Source organism: Bradyrhizobium sp. CCGB12 (assembly GCF_024199845.1).
GTDB lineage: Bacteria > Pseudomonadota > Alphaproteobacteria > Rhizobiales > Xanthobacteraceae > Bradyrhizobium.
The window spans coordinates 304,152-321,933 of sequence record NZ_JANADO010000001.1 but is presented as its reverse complement, the minus strand read 5'-3'; the positions used below and the strand labels follow the sequence as shown (position 1 = coordinate 321,933).

Genomic DNA, 17,782 nt, shown 5'->3' with positions numbered 1-17,782 from the left:
GGGAACGGCCGTCATGACGCCGTTCCGCTTCTTCCACCTCAAGAGCATCGGCGGGCAGATCGCCGCGCTGGTGGTGGCCTCGATCGTCGCGCTGCATCTGATCCTGACCGCGAGCTTCCTGATCAGCAGGCCGGACCGCGCCGAGCCGCCGCCCGACAGCGCGCACCAATTGGCGGATGCGGTCCTGCTGCTCAACGGCGCGGATGCAGCCGAGCGGCCGCGCATTCTCGCCAATATTACGCGTGCATTTCCGAAGGCCGGGATCGAAGTCCTCGCGCCGGGAGCGGCCACCATCGGCACCGAGGGCGAGGCCCAGCATGTGCGCAATGTGCGCCGGCATCTCGGCCACCAGTACAAGGTGGTCGCGCTTGCGCCGCAGGACGGCGTGCCTCGGGTCGCAGTCGAATTGCCCGACGGCACCATGATCGCGGGCCGCGTCGAGCACGGGCCTCATCCGCCCAGGTTCTGGGGCGGCCCGTGGATGATCACGCTGCTGTTCGCGCTGATCAGCGTCACGATGCTGGGCCTGTGGGCGGCCTATGCGCTGGCCGCACCGCTGTCGTCCTTCGCCAAGGCCGCGGAGAATTTCAGCCTGGACGGCACGGCCGAGCCGCTGCCCGAGCGCGGTCCGGAGGAGATGCGCTCAGTGGCGCGCGCGCTCAACCGCATGCATGAGCGGATCGCGCGGCTGATGTCGGATCGCACGCGGATGCTGGCCGCGATCAGCCACGATCTGCGCACGCCGATCACGCGCTTGCGGCTGCGCGCCGAGTTCATCGAGGACGAAGGCAACCGCAAGCGCATGCTGATCGACCTCGACCAGATGCGCTCGATGCTGGAATCCGTGCTGTCGCTGCTGCGCAACGACCGCAAGATCGAGGCGGTGACGCTGGTCGACATCGCCAGCACGCTCCAGCTCATCGCCGATCAGTTCGGCGACATGGGCCACATCGTGCATTACGACGGGCCGGCTTCGGCGACCGCCGCCGCGCGCCCCGACGATCTGCATCGCGCCGTCACCAATCTCGTCGAGAACGCGGTGCGCTTCGGCGCCGAGGTGACAATCCGCCTCGATGTCTCCGGCACCACGCTCGTCATCGACGTCGAAGACGACGGCCCCGGCATCTCGGATGCGCGCAAGCAGGAGATGCTGGAGCCGTTCGTGCGCGGCGACGATGCGCGCACCATGGACGAGTCCACCGGTTTCGGGCTCGGCCTGTCGATCGCGCGCGCAATCGCCCTCGCCCATGGCGGCGAGCTGTCGCTGCACGACCGCGAGCCGCACGGCTTGATCGTGCGGATGCAATTGCCGATATGGCAGGAGCCTAGGCTGGCGGCTTAGCGCACTTCAGGCCGCGAGCGGCGGATGCTCGATCGCGTGCTCATCGAAGATCGCCACCGCCTCGAAGCGGTAGCCGCAGGCGTGGCAGGCCCAGAGATAGGAAACGCGGCCTTCGCCCGGTTCGATCCAGTCCGGGAACGGGATCGGTGTGCCACATTGTGCACAGGGGTTCTGCTTGGGGATGTCGCCGATGTCTGCTCGGGTCATGGACGTCCTCCCAGTTGCTGTTCTCGAAGAGCGATTTTTGGGCGAAGGCGCGAATGGACAAACCTGCTGTCGCGTCAAAGCGCTCCGCCAGCTCAAAACTTGACTCAGGTTTACGTCGTAAAAGCGACGGCTGCAGCGACGGCGCGGCGAAAATCGCCGGCGGCGACTTTTCGCCACATCATCGCCGTGTTCCCACGGCCTAACGCACAAGGGTGCAGGTCCGTTCTGCCGAGGAATATTTCGATGAAGATTTTAAGCATTGCCGCGCTGCTCGCGGCCGCACTGACGTTGCCGCAGGCCGCATTTGCCGGCGAAGCCGAATATGCCGAGATGGTCGCAGCCCATGCACGCGCCAACGGCGTGCCGGAAGCGCTGGTACACCGCGTCATCATGCGCGAGAGCCGCTATCAGCCGGGCCTCGTCGGCCGCGGCGGCACCATCGGGCTGATGCAGATCAAGCTCGCGACCGCCCGCGGGGTCGGCTACACCGGCGATGCCGCCGGCCTGCGCGATCCCAACACCAACCTCACCTATGCCGTCAAATACCTCGCCGGCGCCTACCGCGCCGCCAATGGCGACCACGCGAGAGCTGTGCGTTATTTCGCGGGCGGCTATTACTACGTTGCAAAGCGGCAGCGGCAGGAAGCCGTGCAGGTCGCCAATATGGGCGAGACCAATATGGGCCAGAGCAATTTTGGCCAGCCAAATCTGGGGCAGCCCTGGCTCGAGCCGAACGGCAACCCCCAGCCGATGTTCGGCACAGCGCCGCATCGGAAGCTCGCCCAGCGCGTCCGCAACGCGCGGGCGCAGGCGCCTAAATAGCAACTCTCGTGTCCCGGGCGCACTGCGGCGCGTAGTGCCGCAGTGCTGAACCGGGACCCAGTATCCCACATATGCATGGGCCCCGGCTCTGCGACGCATCACGCCGCCAAAACGCGGAGCGCTGCATCGCGTCCGGGGCACGAGCGGTGGGGTTCCGGGCCAAACGCGTTGACACCGTCCGTCACTGGCATACATTAGAGCCGTTCCGAGGGGTGCTCCGAGGAGGAGCTGAGATACCGCTAAATGGGCAATGACGCCCAGGACCGCGGTGACCCTTTGAACCTGATCCGGGTCATGCCGGCGAAGGGACAGGGATGTTGCAGACGACCAAGCGACCGGATTCACCGGTATCCATCATCGGCGCAGGCATCGCAGGGGCCTGGCAAGCGCTGTTGTTTGCGCAGGCCGGCCATGCCGTGACGCTACACGAGCGCGGTGACGCTGCGATGACCGATGCCACCAGCCACTGGGCCGGCGGCATGCTCGCGCCCTGGTGCGAGGCGGAGGTCGCCGAACCCATCATCTCCAGGCTCGGCCTGCGCTCCCTCGACATCTGGCGGCGCGAGCTGCCCGACACCCCCTTCAACGGCTCGCTCGTCGTCGCCCATCCGCGCGAGCGCAACGATTTCGAGCGTTTTGCGAGGATGACCGCGGGTCACGAGCGGCTCGACGCCGCCGGCCTCGCCGCGCTGGAGCCGTCGCTGGAGGGCCGCTTCCGCGACGCGCTGTTCTTCCCGACCGAGGGTCATGTCGAGCCGCGCCGCGTGCTGCCGAAACTGCACGAGCGCATCCGCGCCGCCGGCGGCACCATCAAGTTCGAAAGCGACGTCAGCGCCCAGGATCTCGCAAAGGATCTCGACGGCCTCGTGATCGACTGCCGCGGCCTTGGCGCGCGCGACGAGCAGCCTGAGCTGCGCGGCGTCAAGGGCGAGATGATCCTGATCGAGACTACCGAGGTGCAGCTTGCGCGTCCGGTGCGGCTGATCCATCCGCGCTGGCCGCTCTACGTGATCCCGCGCGAGGATGGCCTGTTCATGCTGGGCGCCACCTCGATCGAGGCGGAAGACACCGGCGTCAGCGTGCGCTCGGCGCTGGAGCTGCTGGGCGCCGCCTACGCCGTGCACCCCGCTTTCGGCGAGGCGCGCATCGTCGAATTCGGCTCGGGCCTGCGTCCCGCCTTCCCCGACAATCTGCCGCGCATCGGCATTCGCGGCGGCAAGATCAGCGTCAACGGGCTTTACCGCCACGGCTTCCTGCTCGCGCCCGCGCTCGCCGAGCTGACGCTGGCCTACGTCCAGCGCGGCCAGATCGACAACGAGGTGATGCAATGCGCGTGATCGTGAACGGCGAGCAGCGCGAGGTGAACTCGGCCAGCGTCGATGCGCTGCTGGCCGAGCTCGACTACGAGGGCACGCATTTCGCCATCGCGCTGAACTACGACGTCGTGCCGAAAAGCCGCTGGGCCGAGACCGCGCTGAAAGCCGGCGACGAGATCGAGATCATCACACCGCGGCAGGGAGGATGATGGTGAACGAAGCTATCGCTTTCCTTCGCCTCTCCCCGCCTGCGGGGAGAGGCCGGAATTTGCAAGGCAAATTCCGGGTGAGGGGGACTCTCCGCGAGTCCAACTCTCACCGTGCCCGCGGAGACTCCCCCTCACCCCAACCCTCTCCCCGCAAGCGGGGCGAGGGGGCGCACTGAATTCGAGGAACCACCATCATGGTGACCTTCTACGGCAAGACCTTCGCCTCGCGCCTCCTGATCGGCAGCGCGCTCTATCCTTCGCCTGCAATCATGCAGGAAGCGATCCGCGCCTCCGGCTCGAACATCGTCACGGTGTCGTTGCGGCGCGAGGCCGCCGGCGGCAAGACGGGCGATGCCTTCTGGAAGCTGATCCGCGAGCTCGACGTCACTGTGCTGCCGAACACCGCCGGCTGCCGCAGCGTGCGCGAGGCGGTGACGACGGCAAAACTCGCCCGCGAATTGTTCGGCACGAACTGGATCAAGCTGGAGGTGATCGCCGACAACGACACGCTCCAGCCCGATGTCGTGGGCCTGGTCGAGGCCGCCGCCATCCTGATCAAGGACGGCTTTGAGGTCTTCCCCTATTGCACCGAGGACCTCTCGGTCGCGAACCGTCTCGTCGATGCCGGCTGCAAGGTGGTGATGCCGTGGGCCGCGCCGATCGGCAGCGCCAAGGGCATCATCAACCGCGACGCGCTGAAATTGTTGCGCGACCGGCTGCCCGACATCACGCTGGTGGTCGACGCCGGCATCGGTGCGCCCTCGCACGCCGCGCATGCGCTCGAGCTCGGCTATGACGCCGTGCTGCTCAACACCGCCATTGCGAAAGCCGCCGATCCCGTCGCCATGGCCAACGCCTTCCGCCTCGGCATCGAGGCCGGCCGCACCGCCTACGAGGCCGGGCTGATGAACGCCCGCGACTTCGCCTCCCCCTCCACCCCTGTCGTTGGGACCCCGTTCTGGCATGCCGTATCCTGATCGCTTCTATCCCGTCGTCGACAGCCTCAAATGGGTCGAGCGGCTGACAAAACTCGGCGTCGGCACCATCCAGCTGCGCGCGAAGGAGCTCAACGACGCCGACGCGCTCCAGATCGTCACCGACGCGCTGGCGATCACCAAGGACACGCAGGCCAAGCTGGTCGTGAACGACTATTGGCGCGCGGCGGTCGTCGCCGGCGCGAAATATCTGCATCTCGGCCAGGAGGATCTCGCCGACGCCGACCTCGACGCCATCCGCGAGGCCGGTCTGTCGCTCGGCATCTCCACCCATGACGACGCCGAACTTGAGAACGCGCTCGCGGCCAAGCCGGATTACGTCGCGCTCGGCCCGATCTTCTTCACCACCTTGAAGTCGATGCGGTTCGAGCCGCAGGGCATTCCAAAGATCACGGAATGGAAAAAGCGCATCGGCAACATCCCGCTGGTCGCGATCGGCGGCATCAAGTTCGAGCACGCCGCGGAGATCTTTGCGGCGGGCGCGGATTCGATTGCCGTCGTGTCCGACGTCACCCAGAACGCCGACCCCGATGCCCGCGTGCGGCAATGGCTCGGCCTGAAGGAGACCGCGTGATGCGCACGCTCTTTCCACTCGTCATTGCGAGCGAAGCGAAGCAATCCAGAATCCCTCCGCGGAGACAGTCTGGATTGCTTCGTCGCAAGGGCTCCTCGCAATGACGGAGCAAGAACTCACCAGCGTCGCCCAAACTTCATCCCGTCACCCTGAGGTGGCCGCGCAAGCGGCCCTCGAAGGGCGACGGCCCGGCTCTTTCATCCTTCGAGGCTCGCCCAGCGGCGCTTTCGCGCCGCAGGCCTCGCACCTCAGGATGACGAGAACGAACACTGCGTACACGAATTAAACCGGAGGATCCCATGAACATCCGCTCCAACCCCGACAAGACCGTCCCCGCCGTCACCACCGGCCCCCTTCCCTCCTCGCGCAAGATCTTTGCATCGCCCGATGCCGCGCCCGACCTGCGCGTGCCCTTGCGCGAGATCATCCTCTCCGAGGGCGCGGGCGAGCCGAACCTGCCGGTTTACGACACGTCGGGCCCCTACACCGACCCGGGCGTCACCATCGACGTCAACGCCGGCCTTGCCCGCAACCGCAAGCAATGGGTGCTGGAGCGCGGCGGCGTCGAGGAATATGAGGGCCGGCAGATCAAGCCGGAGGACAATGGCAGCGTCTCCACCGACAAGGCCGCGCGCGCCTTTTCGGCCTATCATAAGCCGCTGCGCGGCCTCGACGGCCACAAGATCACCCAGCTCGAATTCGCTCGCGCCGGCATCATCACCAAGGAGATGATCTACGTCGCCGCGCGCGAGAACCTTGGCCGTAAACAGCAGCTCGAGCGTGCCGAAGCCGCCCTCGCCGACGGCGAGAGCTTCGGCGCCGCGGTGCCCGCCTTCATCACGCCGGAGTTCGTCCGCGACGAGATCGCGCGCGGCCGCGCCATCATCCCCTCCAACATCAACCATTCCGAGCTCGAGCCGATGATCATCGGCCGCAACTTCCTGACCAAGATCAACGCCAATATCGGCAACTCGGCGGTGACCTCGTCGGTCGAGGAAGAGGTCGAGAAGATGGTGTGGGCGATCCGCTGGGGCGCCGACACCGTGATGGACCTCTCGACCGGCCGCAACATCCACACCACCCGCGAATGGATCTTGCGCAACTCGCCGGTGCCGATCGGCACCGTGCCGATCTACCAGGCGCTGGAAAAGTGCAACGGCGATCCCGTAAAGCTGACCTGGGAGCTCTACAAGGACACCTTGATCGAGCAGTGCGAGCAGGGCGTCGACTATTTCACCATCCACGCCGGCGTGCGCCTGTCCTACATCCACCTCACCGCCAGCCGCGTCACCGGCATCGTGTCGCGCGGCGGCTCGATCATGGCGAAGTGGTGCCTGGCGCATCACAAGGAGAGCTTCCTCTATACGCATTTCGACGAGATCTGCGACCTCATGCGCAAGTATGACGTCTCGTTCTCGCTCGGCGACGGCCTGCGCCCGGGCTCGATCGCCGACGCGAACGACCGCGCGCAATTTGCCGAACTCGAAACGCTTGGCGAACTGACAAAAATCGCGTGGGACAAGGGCTGCCAGGTCATGATCGAGGGCCCCGGCCACGTGCCGATGCACAAGATCAAGATCAACATGGACAAGCAGCTCAAGGAGTGCGGCGAAGCGCCGTTCTACACGCTTGGACCGCTGACCACCGACATCGCGCCGGGCTATGACCACATCACGTCGGGCATCGGCGCGGCCATGATCGGCTGGTTCGGCTGCGCCATGCTCTGCTACGTCACGCCGAAGGAGCATCTTGGGCTACCCGATCGCAACGACGTCAAGACCGGTGTCATCACCTACAAGATCGCCGCCCACGCCTCCGATCTCGCCAAGGGCCACCCCGCCGCGCAACTGCGCGACGACGCCCTCTCCCGCGCCCGTTTCGACTTCCGCTGGAGCGATCAGTTCAACCTCGGCCTCGACCCCGACACCGCCAAGAACTTCCACGACGAGACCCTGCCGAAGGAAGCCCACAAGGTCGCGCATTTCTGCTCGATGTGCGGACCAAAGTTCTGCTCGATGAAGATCACGCAGGACGTGCGGGACTACGCGGCGACGCTGAACGACCCGAACTCAGTGGGGATGTCGATGAGCGGCACCGCCGAAGACGGCATGGCCAAGATGAGCGCGAAGTTCAAGGAGATGGGCTCGAGCGTGTATCTCGATGCGGAGAAGGTGAAGGAGAGTAATCGGGTGTTGTAGGGGGCGGCTTGACGCTCGGGCCGCTGACCTAGTGGATGCAGCCGGCTAAGACGAACGCCTTAGTCGAGGGAGGCAACTTCCTCGACTAGAGTGGTTTTACATTATCGAAGCCCTATAACTACATGAAGTTATTGCCGAAGGCGGATCTAGGCTGCATTATGCAATCGTAACGTGTAGATCAGACAACCCTCCCAAATCTCGGACGGGATCATGAAATACGTCGGCAAAATTCGCAACATTCCCCATGGAAAGACCTTTGGCTTCATCCATTCCCAGTCGGATGGAAGCGACTACTTTTTTCATTCAAGCCAGTTCAGCGGCATTTGGGACACCCTTCGCACGGGCGACGGAGTTCAATTTGAACTGGTCGAGAAGGGGGGAAGACCGCAAGCAATTTGCGTAGAGCCACTGCCTGGTACGCCGAATCGAGCACCAAGAAAATTCGGACCTTATTTAGGGCCGAACCTCGGCCTCAGCGACGAAGTACGCGAAAAATGCCTCGGCGACATTGCCCGCTGGAAACTTGAGGCTAAGTTAGATGATGTCAAACGCTATTTCTTTGCGATCCCCGAACTCAACGACATCGCTACCGGTGACGCATCATATGTGATTGGCCGCAAAGGAACGGGAAAGACCGCGCTCGTTCAATACCTAGCCGAGACCTCCGATAGCAACCGGCTCGTCTCAAAGCTTACCTTCAAAAACTTCCCGTTCAACGAGCTTTACGCTCAGGAGAACGAAAGTTATCGGCGCCCAAACCAATACATCACCATTTGGAAGCTCATCATATACTCATCTGTATGCAAGCTGATTGCGCAGAGCACCAAGTGCGATCCGCTGGTTCGAGACACAATTTTGAAGGCCTTCCCAAATCCAGATAGCGATAATCTTGGAACGATCGTCGGAAAATGGATCGCCGGAGATTTCGGAATCAGCGTCTTAGGGACCGGCATCAACATCTCGAAGTGGTTCAAGGAAAAAAAGAAAATAACAATTCAAGAGAAGGTAGAAAATCTGGAGCAATTCGTAGTCAAACACATGCCCAATCAGACCTTCTTGGTTTTGTTTGACGAACTGGACGAGGATTACAAGAACATCTTTGAGACCTACAACAAGAGTGAGTATCTAGATCTCCTAACCAGCCTCTTCAAAGCGGTTCAAGACGTACGATCGATTGTAACGACCAAGGGACATAAATTGTACCCGGTAGTTTTCTTGCGCGACGACATTTACGATCTGTTACAGGACCCAGACAAGAACAAGTGGCGTGATTTCGAGGTTGACCTAGAGTGGACGCCGGAGAGCATCAAGGGGCTTCTATCTCATCGACTTGCCAAGGTGGTCGGACAAAACGACGAAGACTTTGACATTCTTTGGTACTCTCTCTTCAGTCGTGAAGCTGTAACCTTTTCGGGTGGAAAGAAGACAACAAGCTCGTTTGAGTACATTACGATGAGTACGCAAGGTCGACCGCGCGACTATATCAATTATCTCCAAGAATGCGCGGCACTCGAATTGAAACGGTCACGCCGAGAAATTTCCATCGAGACGATCAGGGATGCTGACAAGTTGTATTCCAACTACTTGAGAAAAGAGTTGATTGACGAAATTCACGGAATCATTCCTGACATCGGCAAGGTCTTGGCGATCTTCTCCGAGACGCGAAAGTGGATTCTGAGCATAAGCGAATTCCGAAAGGCTTACGAAGAGCGCGCCCAAGTAGGCGCAGTTCAGATCAAAGACGTCGATATGATCTTAAAAACCCTCTTTTACTTCTCGATTATTGGAAATGTTGCAAAGGTGGGCGTGCACATTTTTCGACACGTGAGACCAGAAGCTGAGTTCAATTTCAAAGAAAAGATCGTTGTACACCGCGGCCTCATGAAATCGCTTCAAATAATTTGAGGCATAAGGTCGAGCGAGCCTATTCAGGATGATCGCGCATGCGACTCGGGCAGAGGCGCGATCAAGACATCAACGTTGACCGCCTCCCCGACCAGCTCCGTCCCAACCTCCGTCTCGTCTTCGTCGGCACCGCCGCCTCGACGCTCTCGGCCGAGCTCGGGCACTATTACGCCCATCCCGGCAACCGCTTCTGGCGCGCGATCCATGAGGCCGGGATCACGCCGCGGCGCTATCAGCCGGGCGAGTTTGCGGAGTTGATCGCGCTTGGGATCGGCTTCACCGATGTCTGCAAGACGGGAGCGGGGATGGATCACCAGATCGCGGCGGAGGCGATCGACGTATCCGGCTTCAGGGCCAAGATCGAAAAGTACCGGCCGCGGACGGTTGCGTTCACGAGCAAGAAGGCAGCGAGCCTGTTTTATGCGAGGCCGTCGAGCGGGATTGCGCTGGGGCGGCAGCAGCGTGATGGAAGCTTGCCGGAGATATTCGTGCTGCCCTCGCCGTCCGGTGCGGCGTCGGGGCATTGGACGCTGGAGCCGTGGCGGGAGTTGGCGAAATGGATCACTTCGTAGGGTGGGTTAGCGCAGCGTAACCCACCAAGGTGCGTCCCCGCGGAACCAGAAGTGGTGGGTTACGCTGCGCTACCCCACCCTACGAACTACATGCGCCCTAAAGATCGAAATTGGTCGGCAGCATCACGACGTCGCGAATTGTCATGCCGCTCGGCCGCGTCAACATGAACATCACGACCTCAGCCACGTCGCGGGCTTCCAGCAGGCTTCCCGAATCCCTCGCTTCCTTCAGCTTCTCGGGCGGCCAGTCCGCGAGCAGCGCGGTGACGACCGGGCCGGGCGAGATCGAGCCCACGCGAATGCCATGCTTGAAGACCTGACGCCGCACCGTCTGGACAAAGCAGTTGATCGCCCATTTGGACGACGCATAAACCGGTTCCCACGGCGTCGGAAAATGCGCAGCCAGCGAACTCGTGACGATGATGTCGCCGGTCCGGCGTTCGATCATGTGCGGCAGCACGTCGTGCACGTTTTTCATCACGACGTTGACATTCAGGTTCAGCATCCGGTCGATCGCCACGGTGTCGGCATCGACCAGGTCGCCGCCGACATACGTGCCTGCGTTTGCATGCAGGATGTCGAGTTGGCCGGCCTTCTCCAAAACGCGCGGCAGCAGCGTTGCGCAGTCTTTTGCATCGAGCAGGTCGACGACCAGCGGGATCACGGTGTCGCCGTGCTTGTTGCAGAGCGCCTTCAGCGCAGCGGCGTCGCGGTCGACCATCACCACGCGCGCGCCCGCGGCCAACATAGCCTCGGTACTCGCCAATCCGATGCCGGACGCGGCCCCGGTGACTGCAGCAACCTTGCCTTCCAATTCTCGCGCCATGGGGTCACCATCCTGCTGAGATTGGCAGTATAGCGATCCAAGGCGACCTGGCGAAGTGGATCACGTCGCAAAACGGTCAACGCGCGTCGGCAATGGATTTCGCTTTGCTCTCCCCATCCTGCGCGCCAGAAAACGCGATAGGTTGTCGGAATCCACCCCCGCTGTTCGTCCTCGGGAGACGAAGCGCCACCACCCCGGAGACTTCCCATGCCCACCATCACCGCCTTCGAAAACTCCCCCGACCGCGGGCGCGGGCAGGCGCGCGACATGCGGGTGCGCTGGGCGTTCGAGGAGGTCGGCCAGCCCTATGACGTTCGCCTGGTCTCGTTCGAGGACATGAAGGCGCCCGCGCATCGTGCGCTGCATCCGTTCGGGCAGATCCCGACGTATGAGGACGGCGATCTCGCTTTGTTCGAGTCCGGCGCGATCGTGCTTCATATTGCCGAACGTCATAACGGGCTGCTGCCAACCGAAGCAAACGCGAGGAGCCGCGCCATCGCGTGGATGTTCGCCGCGCTGAGCACGCTTGAGCCGCCGATCGTCGAGCTCGGGATGGCAATGTTGTTCGAGCGCGACAAGAGCTGGTACGCGGAGCGGCTGCCGATGCTGCAGGATCGTGTCCGTACCAGGCTCGGCGAACTGTCCCGCCATCTCGGTGAGGCCGCCTGGCTCGACGGCGCGTTCAGCGCCGGCGATCTCATGATGGTGACGGTGCTGCGCCGTCTGAACACGTCTGGCCTGCTCGACGAATACCCTGATATCGCCGCCTATGTCGCGCGCGGCGAAGCGCGGCCGGCATTCCGGCGGGCGTTCGATGCGCAGTTGGCGGTGTTCAACGCGGCATCGCGTCCGTAGGAGTTGCGCCACAACCTCGGCCGTCGTCCTGGCGGAAGCCAGGACCCATTACCCCAGCGCAAAGTTTGGCGAAGATTCGTGGTCCGGGACCGCGACCGTCCGCAATCGATAGATTCCGCGGTATGGGTCCTGGCTTTCGCCAGGACGACAGCGTGGATTTCGGTAGATTCTGCCTGCCCATTGCGCCCGCCGCGCCGCCCCTGCATGCTGGCTCCACCAACAGAGGAGCCCGCCCATGCTGACCCTCTACTCCTATCCCGAGCTTTTCGGCGTCGCCGACAACAACGGCTACGGCCTCAAGGTCTACGCCTTCCTCAAGCTCGCCGGCGTAGAGTTCGTGCATGAGCACGTCTTCGATGCCTCCGCCGCGCCGCGCGGGCAGCTGCCTTATGTCGTCGACGACGGTGAGACCATCGGCGACAGCGAGACCATCATCGCGCATGCAATCGCGAAATATCGCCTCGGCATTGACGCGGCACTCTCAGCGGAGCAGCGCCGGACCAATCTCCTCATCACGCGCATGCTGGACGATCTCTACTGGGTGATGTCGTATTCACGCTGGAAGGACGAGCGCTTCTATCCGGCGTTCCGCGATGGATTCATCGCGCAGCACCCGCAGATCAATGCGGAAGGGTTCGAGAAGGCGAAAGCCTACAACGCGCAGCGCTATCATTTCCAGGGCATCGGCCGCTACACGCCCGAGCAGGCTTACGCGCGGGGACTCGCCGATCTGCAGGTGCTGGCCGAGATCGTTCCCGCGAAGGGTTTCGTTCATGGCACCGCGCCAACCAGCTGTGATGCCGGCATCTACGGCTTCATCGCCAACATCTATTACTTTCCGATCCCGACGCCGCTGAAGACATTCGTCGATGCGCACGCCAATCTCGTCGCGCATTGCGAGAGAATTCATGCGGCGGTCGGCGGAAAATAGGGTGGGTTAGCGCGGGGTAAACCCACTTGGTTTCCGCGGGGCACCCGAGGTGGCGGGTTGCGCCTTGCGTCGTCGCGTGTGGCGCGCCCGCGCTTGTGACCGGCTCAGATCCCGCTTTCGTCTGTGACTGACAGGTTATCACCCAAAATCAGCCCCAGAGATTCCATGCCTTAGTCTTGCTTTGGTCAAAGCTGCACTAGGGAGTGCGTAATGCGGAAGTCGGACGACCCACCTCATTCAGCGTCAACCCGGGCAGGAGGCGCAGATGCAGTCCACTCTGGAAATTCAGTCCATCCCCCACATCGAGCCGGCCGATGCACCCGCCGTCGATCCGGGACCCTCCACGCCGAGATCGGGACTGTCCAAGCCGGACAAGGAGCTGGTTGCACGCGCCGATGAAAGGCTCGCGCATGCCTATGAACAGATCGCGCTCGCCGATGAGCAGCTCGCGCGTATGAACCAGCAGATGTCCAGATTGGAGCCCAAGGCGGGCCACAAGCTCGATCGCCGGTCCTCCCGGCATAGGTCAACGCGGCGCGGCTTGATCGGCCTCTTGTTGGCAGCGTGCATCTTCAGCGCCGCCTTTGCCTCACAGTTCGCCAGCGAAGCGACGCAGCAGATGATTTCCCGCTGGGCGCCGCAAGCGGTTTCGGCGTCCGTGCTGCCGAACGATAAAACGCAGGCCTCCATCGAGCCGGACGCGCCTTCCGTTCGGTTGGCTGCGGCTGACGCGACCCTTTCGCAAGCCCCACCTGCGGCTCGGACGACACAGCAAGAGGCGGCTCGGGCGACACAGCAAGAGATGGTGCCAACCGCTGCCGCGATACCCGCCGAGCTGACACAATTGCTCGAGACGATGTCGCGCGATCTCGCCAACGTGCTGCAAAAGATCGACGAGCTCAAAGCCAGCCAGGACCAGCTGGCCCGCGACCAGGCGAATACCGCCGAGCAGGTCAAAGCCAATCAGGAACAGGTGGCGCGTCTCGTTGCCACCGCCGCCGAACAGCATCAGCGGGCGGCGACGGTGACGCCCTTGCCGCGGCCCGTGACCGCCCCCGCACGCACGCCGACGCCGCCACCGGCGACGCAGGCCAGAGCGCAGCGGGAGCCGCCAGTGCAATTGCGGCCGCAGGTGCGCTAGCAAGGTTCGAGCGACGTGCCGGCAGGTTTCGCCGCACGCTACCTCATCGTGATCGCAAGACCGCTGAGATCCGCATTCGCCATCAGGCCGACCTGGTGGCCGGTCAGCTCCAGCACCGCGCCCTTCTGGTTGGTCAGCACGATGGCGCGGGCGCCGCGGCCCACCGCGAGGCCGGCACCGGCCGCGCCGTAGACGCCGGCGACATCGGAGGGGCGGTTGATGTTGGAGACGCGGCCGCGCAGCACGGTCTTCGAGCCGCCGAAGACGAGGCCGTAGTCGAGCCCGCCGGTCGAGAGCGCATAGGAGCGGCCGCGGAAGTTCAGCACGCCCGAGCCGCCGGAACCGCCGATGATCCAGCCCGCCTTGTAGATCGTCAGCGTCACGAAGCCGCCGTCGGCCATCGCCGAGGTCGAGAAGCCGGCAACAGCGGCGATGGCGACCAGCGCGGCGCGAAAGGTGGATGCGATCTTCATGGGCGTCTCCGGGGGCTATTTTTCAAGGGAGGAATCGAATCAGACGCAGCGAATCTATCCGATGGATCGCGGCGGCAAAATGATGGGGGAATTCTCCCTCGCCCCGCTCTTGCGGGGAGAGTGGAGGGGCTCTACCCGCGCAAACGGACGCAGCGGGACTCGCGGAAACTCCCCCTCACCCGGAATTTGCTCACGCAAATTCCGGCCTCTCCCCGCATGCGGGGAGAGGCGAAGAGCGGCCGCGATTGCGCCCCGTCGGTGCGAGCCGCGACCACCGCCATCACGCCATTCTGCCCCTGTTTTGCCCGACGGGGCAAGCTTTATTTCTGATTTTCAGAACGTATTGACGGGCCTTGGTTTTTCTACTGTGCATGGGGTTGTTTTCGCATTTTTTGCTTTGAGCGGACCCGGCCGGACCGCTACGTTCCCAAAACGAGAGAACACCGTTCCGAGGTGATCCCATGCCGATCCAGCATTTCGCGCCCCCACCGCACATCAAGGCACCGCCGCTGTCTTTTGCCACCCGCGTCGGCGATCTCCTGTTCGTCTCCGGCATTCCCGGCTTCGACGCCCATGGCGCGCTGCCCGAAGGCTTCGAGACGCAGTTCGCCAATGTCGTCGTCAATATCAGGCGCGTGCTGGACGAGGCGGGCGCGACGTTCCGCGACCTCGTCAAGGTCAACGTGCTCCTGACCCGCGCCTCTGATGTCGCCGCCATGAACGCGCTCTATGCCGGCGCCTTCGGCCCGCCGCCCTACCCCGCGCGCACGACTTGCGTGGTACGGGCGCTGCCTGATCCCCGGATGCTGATCGAGATCGAGGCGGTGGCCTCGCTTTCGAAGTGAGCCACGCCGAGCGCGTGTGACTTGTCGGGCACGCGGCCAAACCAAGTGCACGGCGGCATCTGACATGTCCGTGAACGGCCGCGCCCCCCGGCTTGCAAAGGACCTGCTTTTACCGCACGGGTTTTCAGGTCCCACTTCCCCCACAAGGAGATACTTCATGCGTCGCGTTCTCGCCCTTTGTGCCGTTGCCGGCATCGCTTCGTCCGTGTTCGCCGTGCCGGCGTCCGCGAAGGTCGGCTATTACGTGATCCGCTGGGAGAACACCGGCATCTGCCAGGTCTGGAACGAGGACCTGCAGTACAAGCCGTTCCAAATTGGGGTGTCGACTTACAAGGTCGTCAGCAAGCCGCTCCCGACCTTCCAGCAGGCTTCCGACCTGCAGATCAAGCTGCGCTCGGAGCGCCGCTGCACGCTCTGAGCTCGTGCAAAGGATTCAAATTTGAGGGGCGGGTCGCGCGAGCGATCCGCTCTTTTCTTTTCAACCATGTCCCGCATTTTCCGGCCGAAATCACGCATGTTCCGCGCGCCTCTTTGAACCTGGGCGGCCGGCGGAACTACTCACATCTTGTCCGGGGCGCATCCCCAAAAGCGGCCCGCACCACCCCTCCCCATCATTGTCGGGAGGCGCATCACATCTTTCATTTTGAGGAGCTGATCATGCGTCGTATTTCCATGCTGTGCGCTGCCGCGGGTCTTGCCGTCACCGCCTTCGTCGCCGCGAGCCCGGCCGAAGCCGGCTATCACCTGATCCGCTGGCAGGACACCGGCTTCTGCCAGATCTGGGACGAGAGCGTCCCGACCACGCCGTGGCCGGCCGGCTACCACCGCGCCAGCGCGACCGTGCCGACCTTCGTCGACGCGCTCATGCTGAAGGATACGTCGCTGAAGAACGGCCACTGCAGCTGGTAAGATTTCGATCGGCGAACGAAGAGCCGGGCAAGGACCTTGCGTCCTTGCCCGCTTGTTTTTGCGTGATACGAACGCTGGCGCGCTCTCACGCGTCCTTGTGCGCGCCGGGATGGATGAGGATGTCGCGCGCGGCGGCGAGGTCGATGAAGGCTTCCGCGCTGCCGCCGTGGTCGGGATGCATGCCCTTGGCCGCGCGGCGATAGGCCTGGTTGATATCCTCGCAGGTGAGCTGCACCGCGAGCGGCAGGCCGAGCACCTTGCGCGCGCGATCCTCGCTGGACAGCTTCTTCGGCATCGCATTGCGGCGGCCGAAGCGCGGCGCGGAGAGATCATGGACGACCTCGAGGACAACGCCGAGGCGGCGCTGGGCTGCCAGCGTGATGCTGTGGTCGTCATGGTCCACGGCCTGGCGCAGCACCGGAAGCGCCTGCTCCGCCGCCTGGCGCAACGTGACGTCCGTGCTCATCCGCACGATCTCGGCCACGAGCCGGCCTGCCTCGGCCCAGTCGGCTGATTGCGCCAACCGCAGGCGTTCGAGAGCGAGTTTCCAGGTTTCGAGCCGTTCCATCATGCGCGCAACGTTTAGCGATGAAGATCAGTATGCCAAGGCCGCCGTTTCCGACCCCTTAATTTCGAGTTAGCCTTTCATGAAACTTAAAAACGAAATCGGGAGGAAATTGTCATGGCATTGCTCGCAAACCACATCGCCGTGGTCACCGGCGCCGGTTCCGGCATCGGCCGGGCCATCGCGGCCGGTTACGCGCGGGAAGGCGCGCAAGTGGTGCTGCTCGACGTCAATGCCGACACGGTCGCGGAAGCGGCTCAGGAGATCCGCAAAGCCGGCGGCAAGGCCGAGAGCTTTGCGCTCGACGTGACCCGGCGCGAGGACTGCTTTGCACTAGCGAAGCAAGTCGCCGACAAGGTCGGGCAGGTCTCGATCCTCGTCAACAATGCGGGCATCACCCGCCGCAACGCCTTCACCGCCGAGACCGAGACGGTGGCGAAGGACTGGAACGACATCATCTCGCTCAACCTCAACGGCGTCTTCAACATGACGCAGGCCTTCCTTAGCCCGCTGCGCGCGAGCAAAGGCCGCATCGTCAATATCGGCTCGATCCAGTCCTTCGTGCATCTGCGCACGCCAAGCTCGGCGGCCTATACGACTTCCAAGCATGGCGTGCTCGGCTTCACCAAGGCGCTGGCGGTCGAGCTCGGCAAGGAAGGCGTGCGCGTCAACGCGATCGGGCCCGGCTTCATCGAGACCAACATCAACGCCAATGTGCGCGCGACCAATCCGGCTCTGGTGCAGGCCTTCGTCGATCACACCCCGCTGGCGCGCACCGGCAAGCCCGAAGACATCGTCGGCCCCGCGATCTTCCTCGCATCAGATCTGTCCGCCTATGTCACGGGAACGATCGTGATGGTGGACGGCGGATACCGGACGGTGTGACGCGCGACTCATCTCATCACACACCGCAGTCATCGCCCGCCCCTCGTGCGCAATTGCGCACTTGGGCGGGGCATGACAGCGCGAGATAGGGCCGCATCACTTCGCATCCCACACCAATCACGGCGGCATCACGGCAATCCTGAGGTCAATTGGTGCGATCGCCCGCTGTTAACCTTTCGTTAACCAAACCCGCCCACCGTGGTTCTACGGCT

The 17,782-nt window shown here is 63.3% G+C and carries 20 protein-coding genes and 1 riboswitch; of the genes, 16 read left to right on the top strand and 4 right to left on the bottom strand.

Annotated elements, in window-relative coordinates; translation table 11 throughout:
• Positions 1 to 13 precede the first annotated feature (13 nt).
• Positions 14 to 1,342 (top strand): ATP-binding protein, encoded by a 1,329-nt coding sequence (locus tag NLM27_RS01530; protein ID WP_254141655.1) that lies wholly within the window; start codon positions 14 to 16, stop codon positions 1,340 to 1,342.
• A gap of 6 nt (positions 1,343 to 1,348) precedes the next feature.
• Here the strand turns inward: NLM27_RS01530 and NLM27_RS01525 are convergent, their stop codons facing one another.
• Entirely contained in the window at positions 1,349 to 1,549 is a 201-nt protein-coding gene (locus NLM27_RS01525; protein ID WP_254141654.1) for a hypothetical protein, read from the bottom strand.
• 243 nt (positions 1,550 to 1,792) lie between these two features.
• Between NLM27_RS01525 and NLM27_RS01520 the strand changes: the two genes are divergently transcribed.
• The 8 genes from NLM27_RS01520 to NLM27_RS01485 all read left to right on the top strand — a co-directional run bounded on the left by NLM27_RS01520 (position 1,793) and on the right by NLM27_RS01485 (position 10,140).
• Positions 1,793 to 2,371, top strand: a complete 579-nt coding sequence (locus NLM27_RS01520) for a lytic transglycosylase domain-containing protein (protein WP_254141653.1) — start codon at positions 1,793 to 1,795, stop codon at positions 2,369 to 2,371.
• Between the two features lie 198 nt (positions 2,372 to 2,569).
• Positions 2,570 to 2,698, top strand: a riboswitch (TPP riboswitch).
• Entirely contained in the window at positions 2,686 to 3,708 is a 1,023-nt protein-coding gene (locus NLM27_RS01515) for an FAD-dependent oxidoreductase (RefSeq protein ID WP_254141652.1), read from the top strand. It overlaps the preceding riboswitch by 13 nt.
• A complete protein-coding gene (gene thiS / locus NLM27_RS01510) occupies positions 3,699 to 3,896 on the top strand; it encodes a sulfur carrier protein ThiS (RefSeq protein WP_254141651.1) in 198 nt (65 codons plus the stop codon). Before NLM27_RS01515 ends, thiS begins: the two co-directional genes overlap by 10 nt.
• 194 nt (positions 3,897 to 4,090) lie before the next feature.
• The gene (locus tag NLM27_RS01505; protein WP_254141650.1) at positions 4,091 to 4,873 is read left to right on the top strand and encodes a thiazole synthase; all 783 of its coding nucleotides are present in this window, start codon (positions 4,091 to 4,093) and stop codon (positions 4,871 to 4,873) included.
• Positions 4,860 to 5,465, top strand: a complete 606-nt coding sequence (locus NLM27_RS01500) for a thiamine phosphate synthase (RefSeq protein ID WP_254141649.1) — start codon at positions 4,860 to 4,862, stop codon at positions 5,463 to 5,465. Before NLM27_RS01505 ends, NLM27_RS01500 begins: the two co-directional genes overlap by 14 nt.
• Positions 5,466 to 5,764: 299 nt before the next feature.
• Entirely contained in the window at positions 5,765 to 7,663 is a 1,899-nt protein-coding gene (gene thiC, locus NLM27_RS01495; RefSeq protein ID WP_254141648.1) for a phosphomethylpyrimidine synthase ThiC, read from the top strand.
• A 210-nt stretch (positions 7,664 to 7,873) separates the two neighbouring features.
• On the top strand, positions 7,874 to 9,568 hold the full coding sequence (locus NLM27_RS01490) for a cold shock domain-containing protein (RefSeq protein WP_254141647.1): 1,695 nt from the start codon (positions 7,874 to 7,876) through the stop codon (positions 9,566 to 9,568).
• A 38-nt stretch (positions 9,569 to 9,606) separates the two neighbouring features.
• The gene (locus NLM27_RS01485) at positions 9,607 to 10,140 is read left to right on the top strand and encodes a mismatch-specific DNA-glycosylase (protein ID WP_254141646.1); all 534 of its coding nucleotides are present in this window, start codon (positions 9,607 to 9,609) and stop codon (positions 10,138 to 10,140) included.
• A gap of 97 nt (positions 10,141 to 10,237) precedes the next feature.
• Here the strand turns inward: NLM27_RS01485 and NLM27_RS01480 are convergent, their stop codons facing one another.
• Positions 10,238 to 10,966: an SDR family oxidoreductase gene (locus NLM27_RS01480; protein WP_254141645.1), complete on the bottom strand. Its 729-nt coding sequence runs from the start codon at positions 10,964 to 10,966 to the stop codon at positions 10,238 to 10,240.
• Between the two features lie 207 nt (positions 10,967 to 11,173).
• On the opposite strand from NLM27_RS01480, the gene NLM27_RS01475 reads away from it, so the two are divergent.
• The 3 genes from NLM27_RS01475 (at position 11,174) to NLM27_RS01465 (ending at position 13,893) form a co-directional block, all read left to right on the top strand.
• A complete protein-coding gene (locus tag NLM27_RS01475; protein ID WP_254141644.1) occupies positions 11,174 to 11,821 on the top strand; it encodes a glutathione S-transferase family protein in 648 nt (215 codons plus the stop codon).
• Positions 11,822 to 12,056: 235 nt separating this feature from the next.
• Complete coding sequence (locus NLM27_RS01470) at positions 12,057 to 12,752, top strand: glutathione S-transferase family protein (protein ID WP_254141643.1); 696 nt, start codon at positions 12,057 to 12,059, stop codon at positions 12,750 to 12,752.
• Positions 12,753 to 13,017: 265 nt separating this feature from the next.
• On the top strand, positions 13,018 to 13,893 hold the full coding sequence (locus tag NLM27_RS01465) for a hypothetical protein (protein WP_254141642.1): 876 nt from the start codon (positions 13,018 to 13,020) through the stop codon (positions 13,891 to 13,893).
• Between the two features lie 38 nt (positions 13,894 to 13,931).
• Here the strand turns inward: NLM27_RS01465 and NLM27_RS01460 are convergent, their stop codons facing one another.
• Positions 13,932 to 14,366 carry a hypothetical protein gene (locus NLM27_RS01460; RefSeq protein WP_254141641.1) on the bottom strand — a complete coding sequence of 145 codons (435 nt, stop codon included), beginning with the start codon at positions 14,364 to 14,366 and terminating at the stop codon, positions 13,932 to 13,934.
• A 461-nt stretch (positions 14,367 to 14,827) separates the two neighbouring features.
• On the opposite strand from NLM27_RS01460, the gene NLM27_RS01455 reads away from it, so the two are divergent.
• The 3 genes from NLM27_RS01455 (at position 14,828) to NLM27_RS01445 (ending at position 16,120) form a co-directional block, all read left to right on the top strand.
• Positions 14,828 to 15,211 carry a RidA family protein gene (locus NLM27_RS01455; RefSeq protein WP_254141640.1) on the top strand — a complete coding sequence of 128 codons (384 nt, stop codon included), beginning with the start codon at positions 14,828 to 14,830 and terminating at the stop codon, positions 15,209 to 15,211.
• Positions 15,212 to 15,368: 157 nt separating this feature from the next.
• Positions 15,369 to 15,629: a hypothetical protein gene (locus NLM27_RS01450; protein ID WP_254141639.1), complete on the top strand. Its 261-nt coding sequence runs from the start codon at positions 15,369 to 15,371 to the stop codon at positions 15,627 to 15,629.
• A 239-nt stretch (positions 15,630 to 15,868) separates the two neighbouring features.
• The gene (locus tag NLM27_RS01445) at positions 15,869 to 16,120 is read left to right on the top strand and encodes a hypothetical protein (protein ID WP_254141638.1); all 252 of its coding nucleotides are present in this window, start codon (positions 15,869 to 15,871) and stop codon (positions 16,118 to 16,120) included.
• Positions 16,121 to 16,205: 85 nt separating this feature from the next.
• Here NLM27_RS01445 and NLM27_RS01440 read toward each other — a convergent pair whose 3' ends face one another.
• Positions 16,206 to 16,691, bottom strand: a complete 486-nt coding sequence (locus tag NLM27_RS01440; RefSeq protein WP_254141637.1) for a J domain-containing protein — start codon at positions 16,689 to 16,691, stop codon at positions 16,206 to 16,208.
• Positions 16,692 to 16,802: 111 nt separating this feature from the next.
• Here NLM27_RS01440 and NLM27_RS01435 point away from each other — a divergent pair, with 111 nt between their 5' ends.
• Positions 16,803 to 17,570: an SDR family NAD(P)-dependent oxidoreductase gene (locus NLM27_RS01435; RefSeq protein ID WP_254141636.1), complete on the top strand. Its 768-nt coding sequence runs from the start codon at positions 16,803 to 16,805 to the stop codon at positions 17,568 to 17,570.
• Positions 17,571 to 17,782 lie beyond the last annotated feature (212 nt).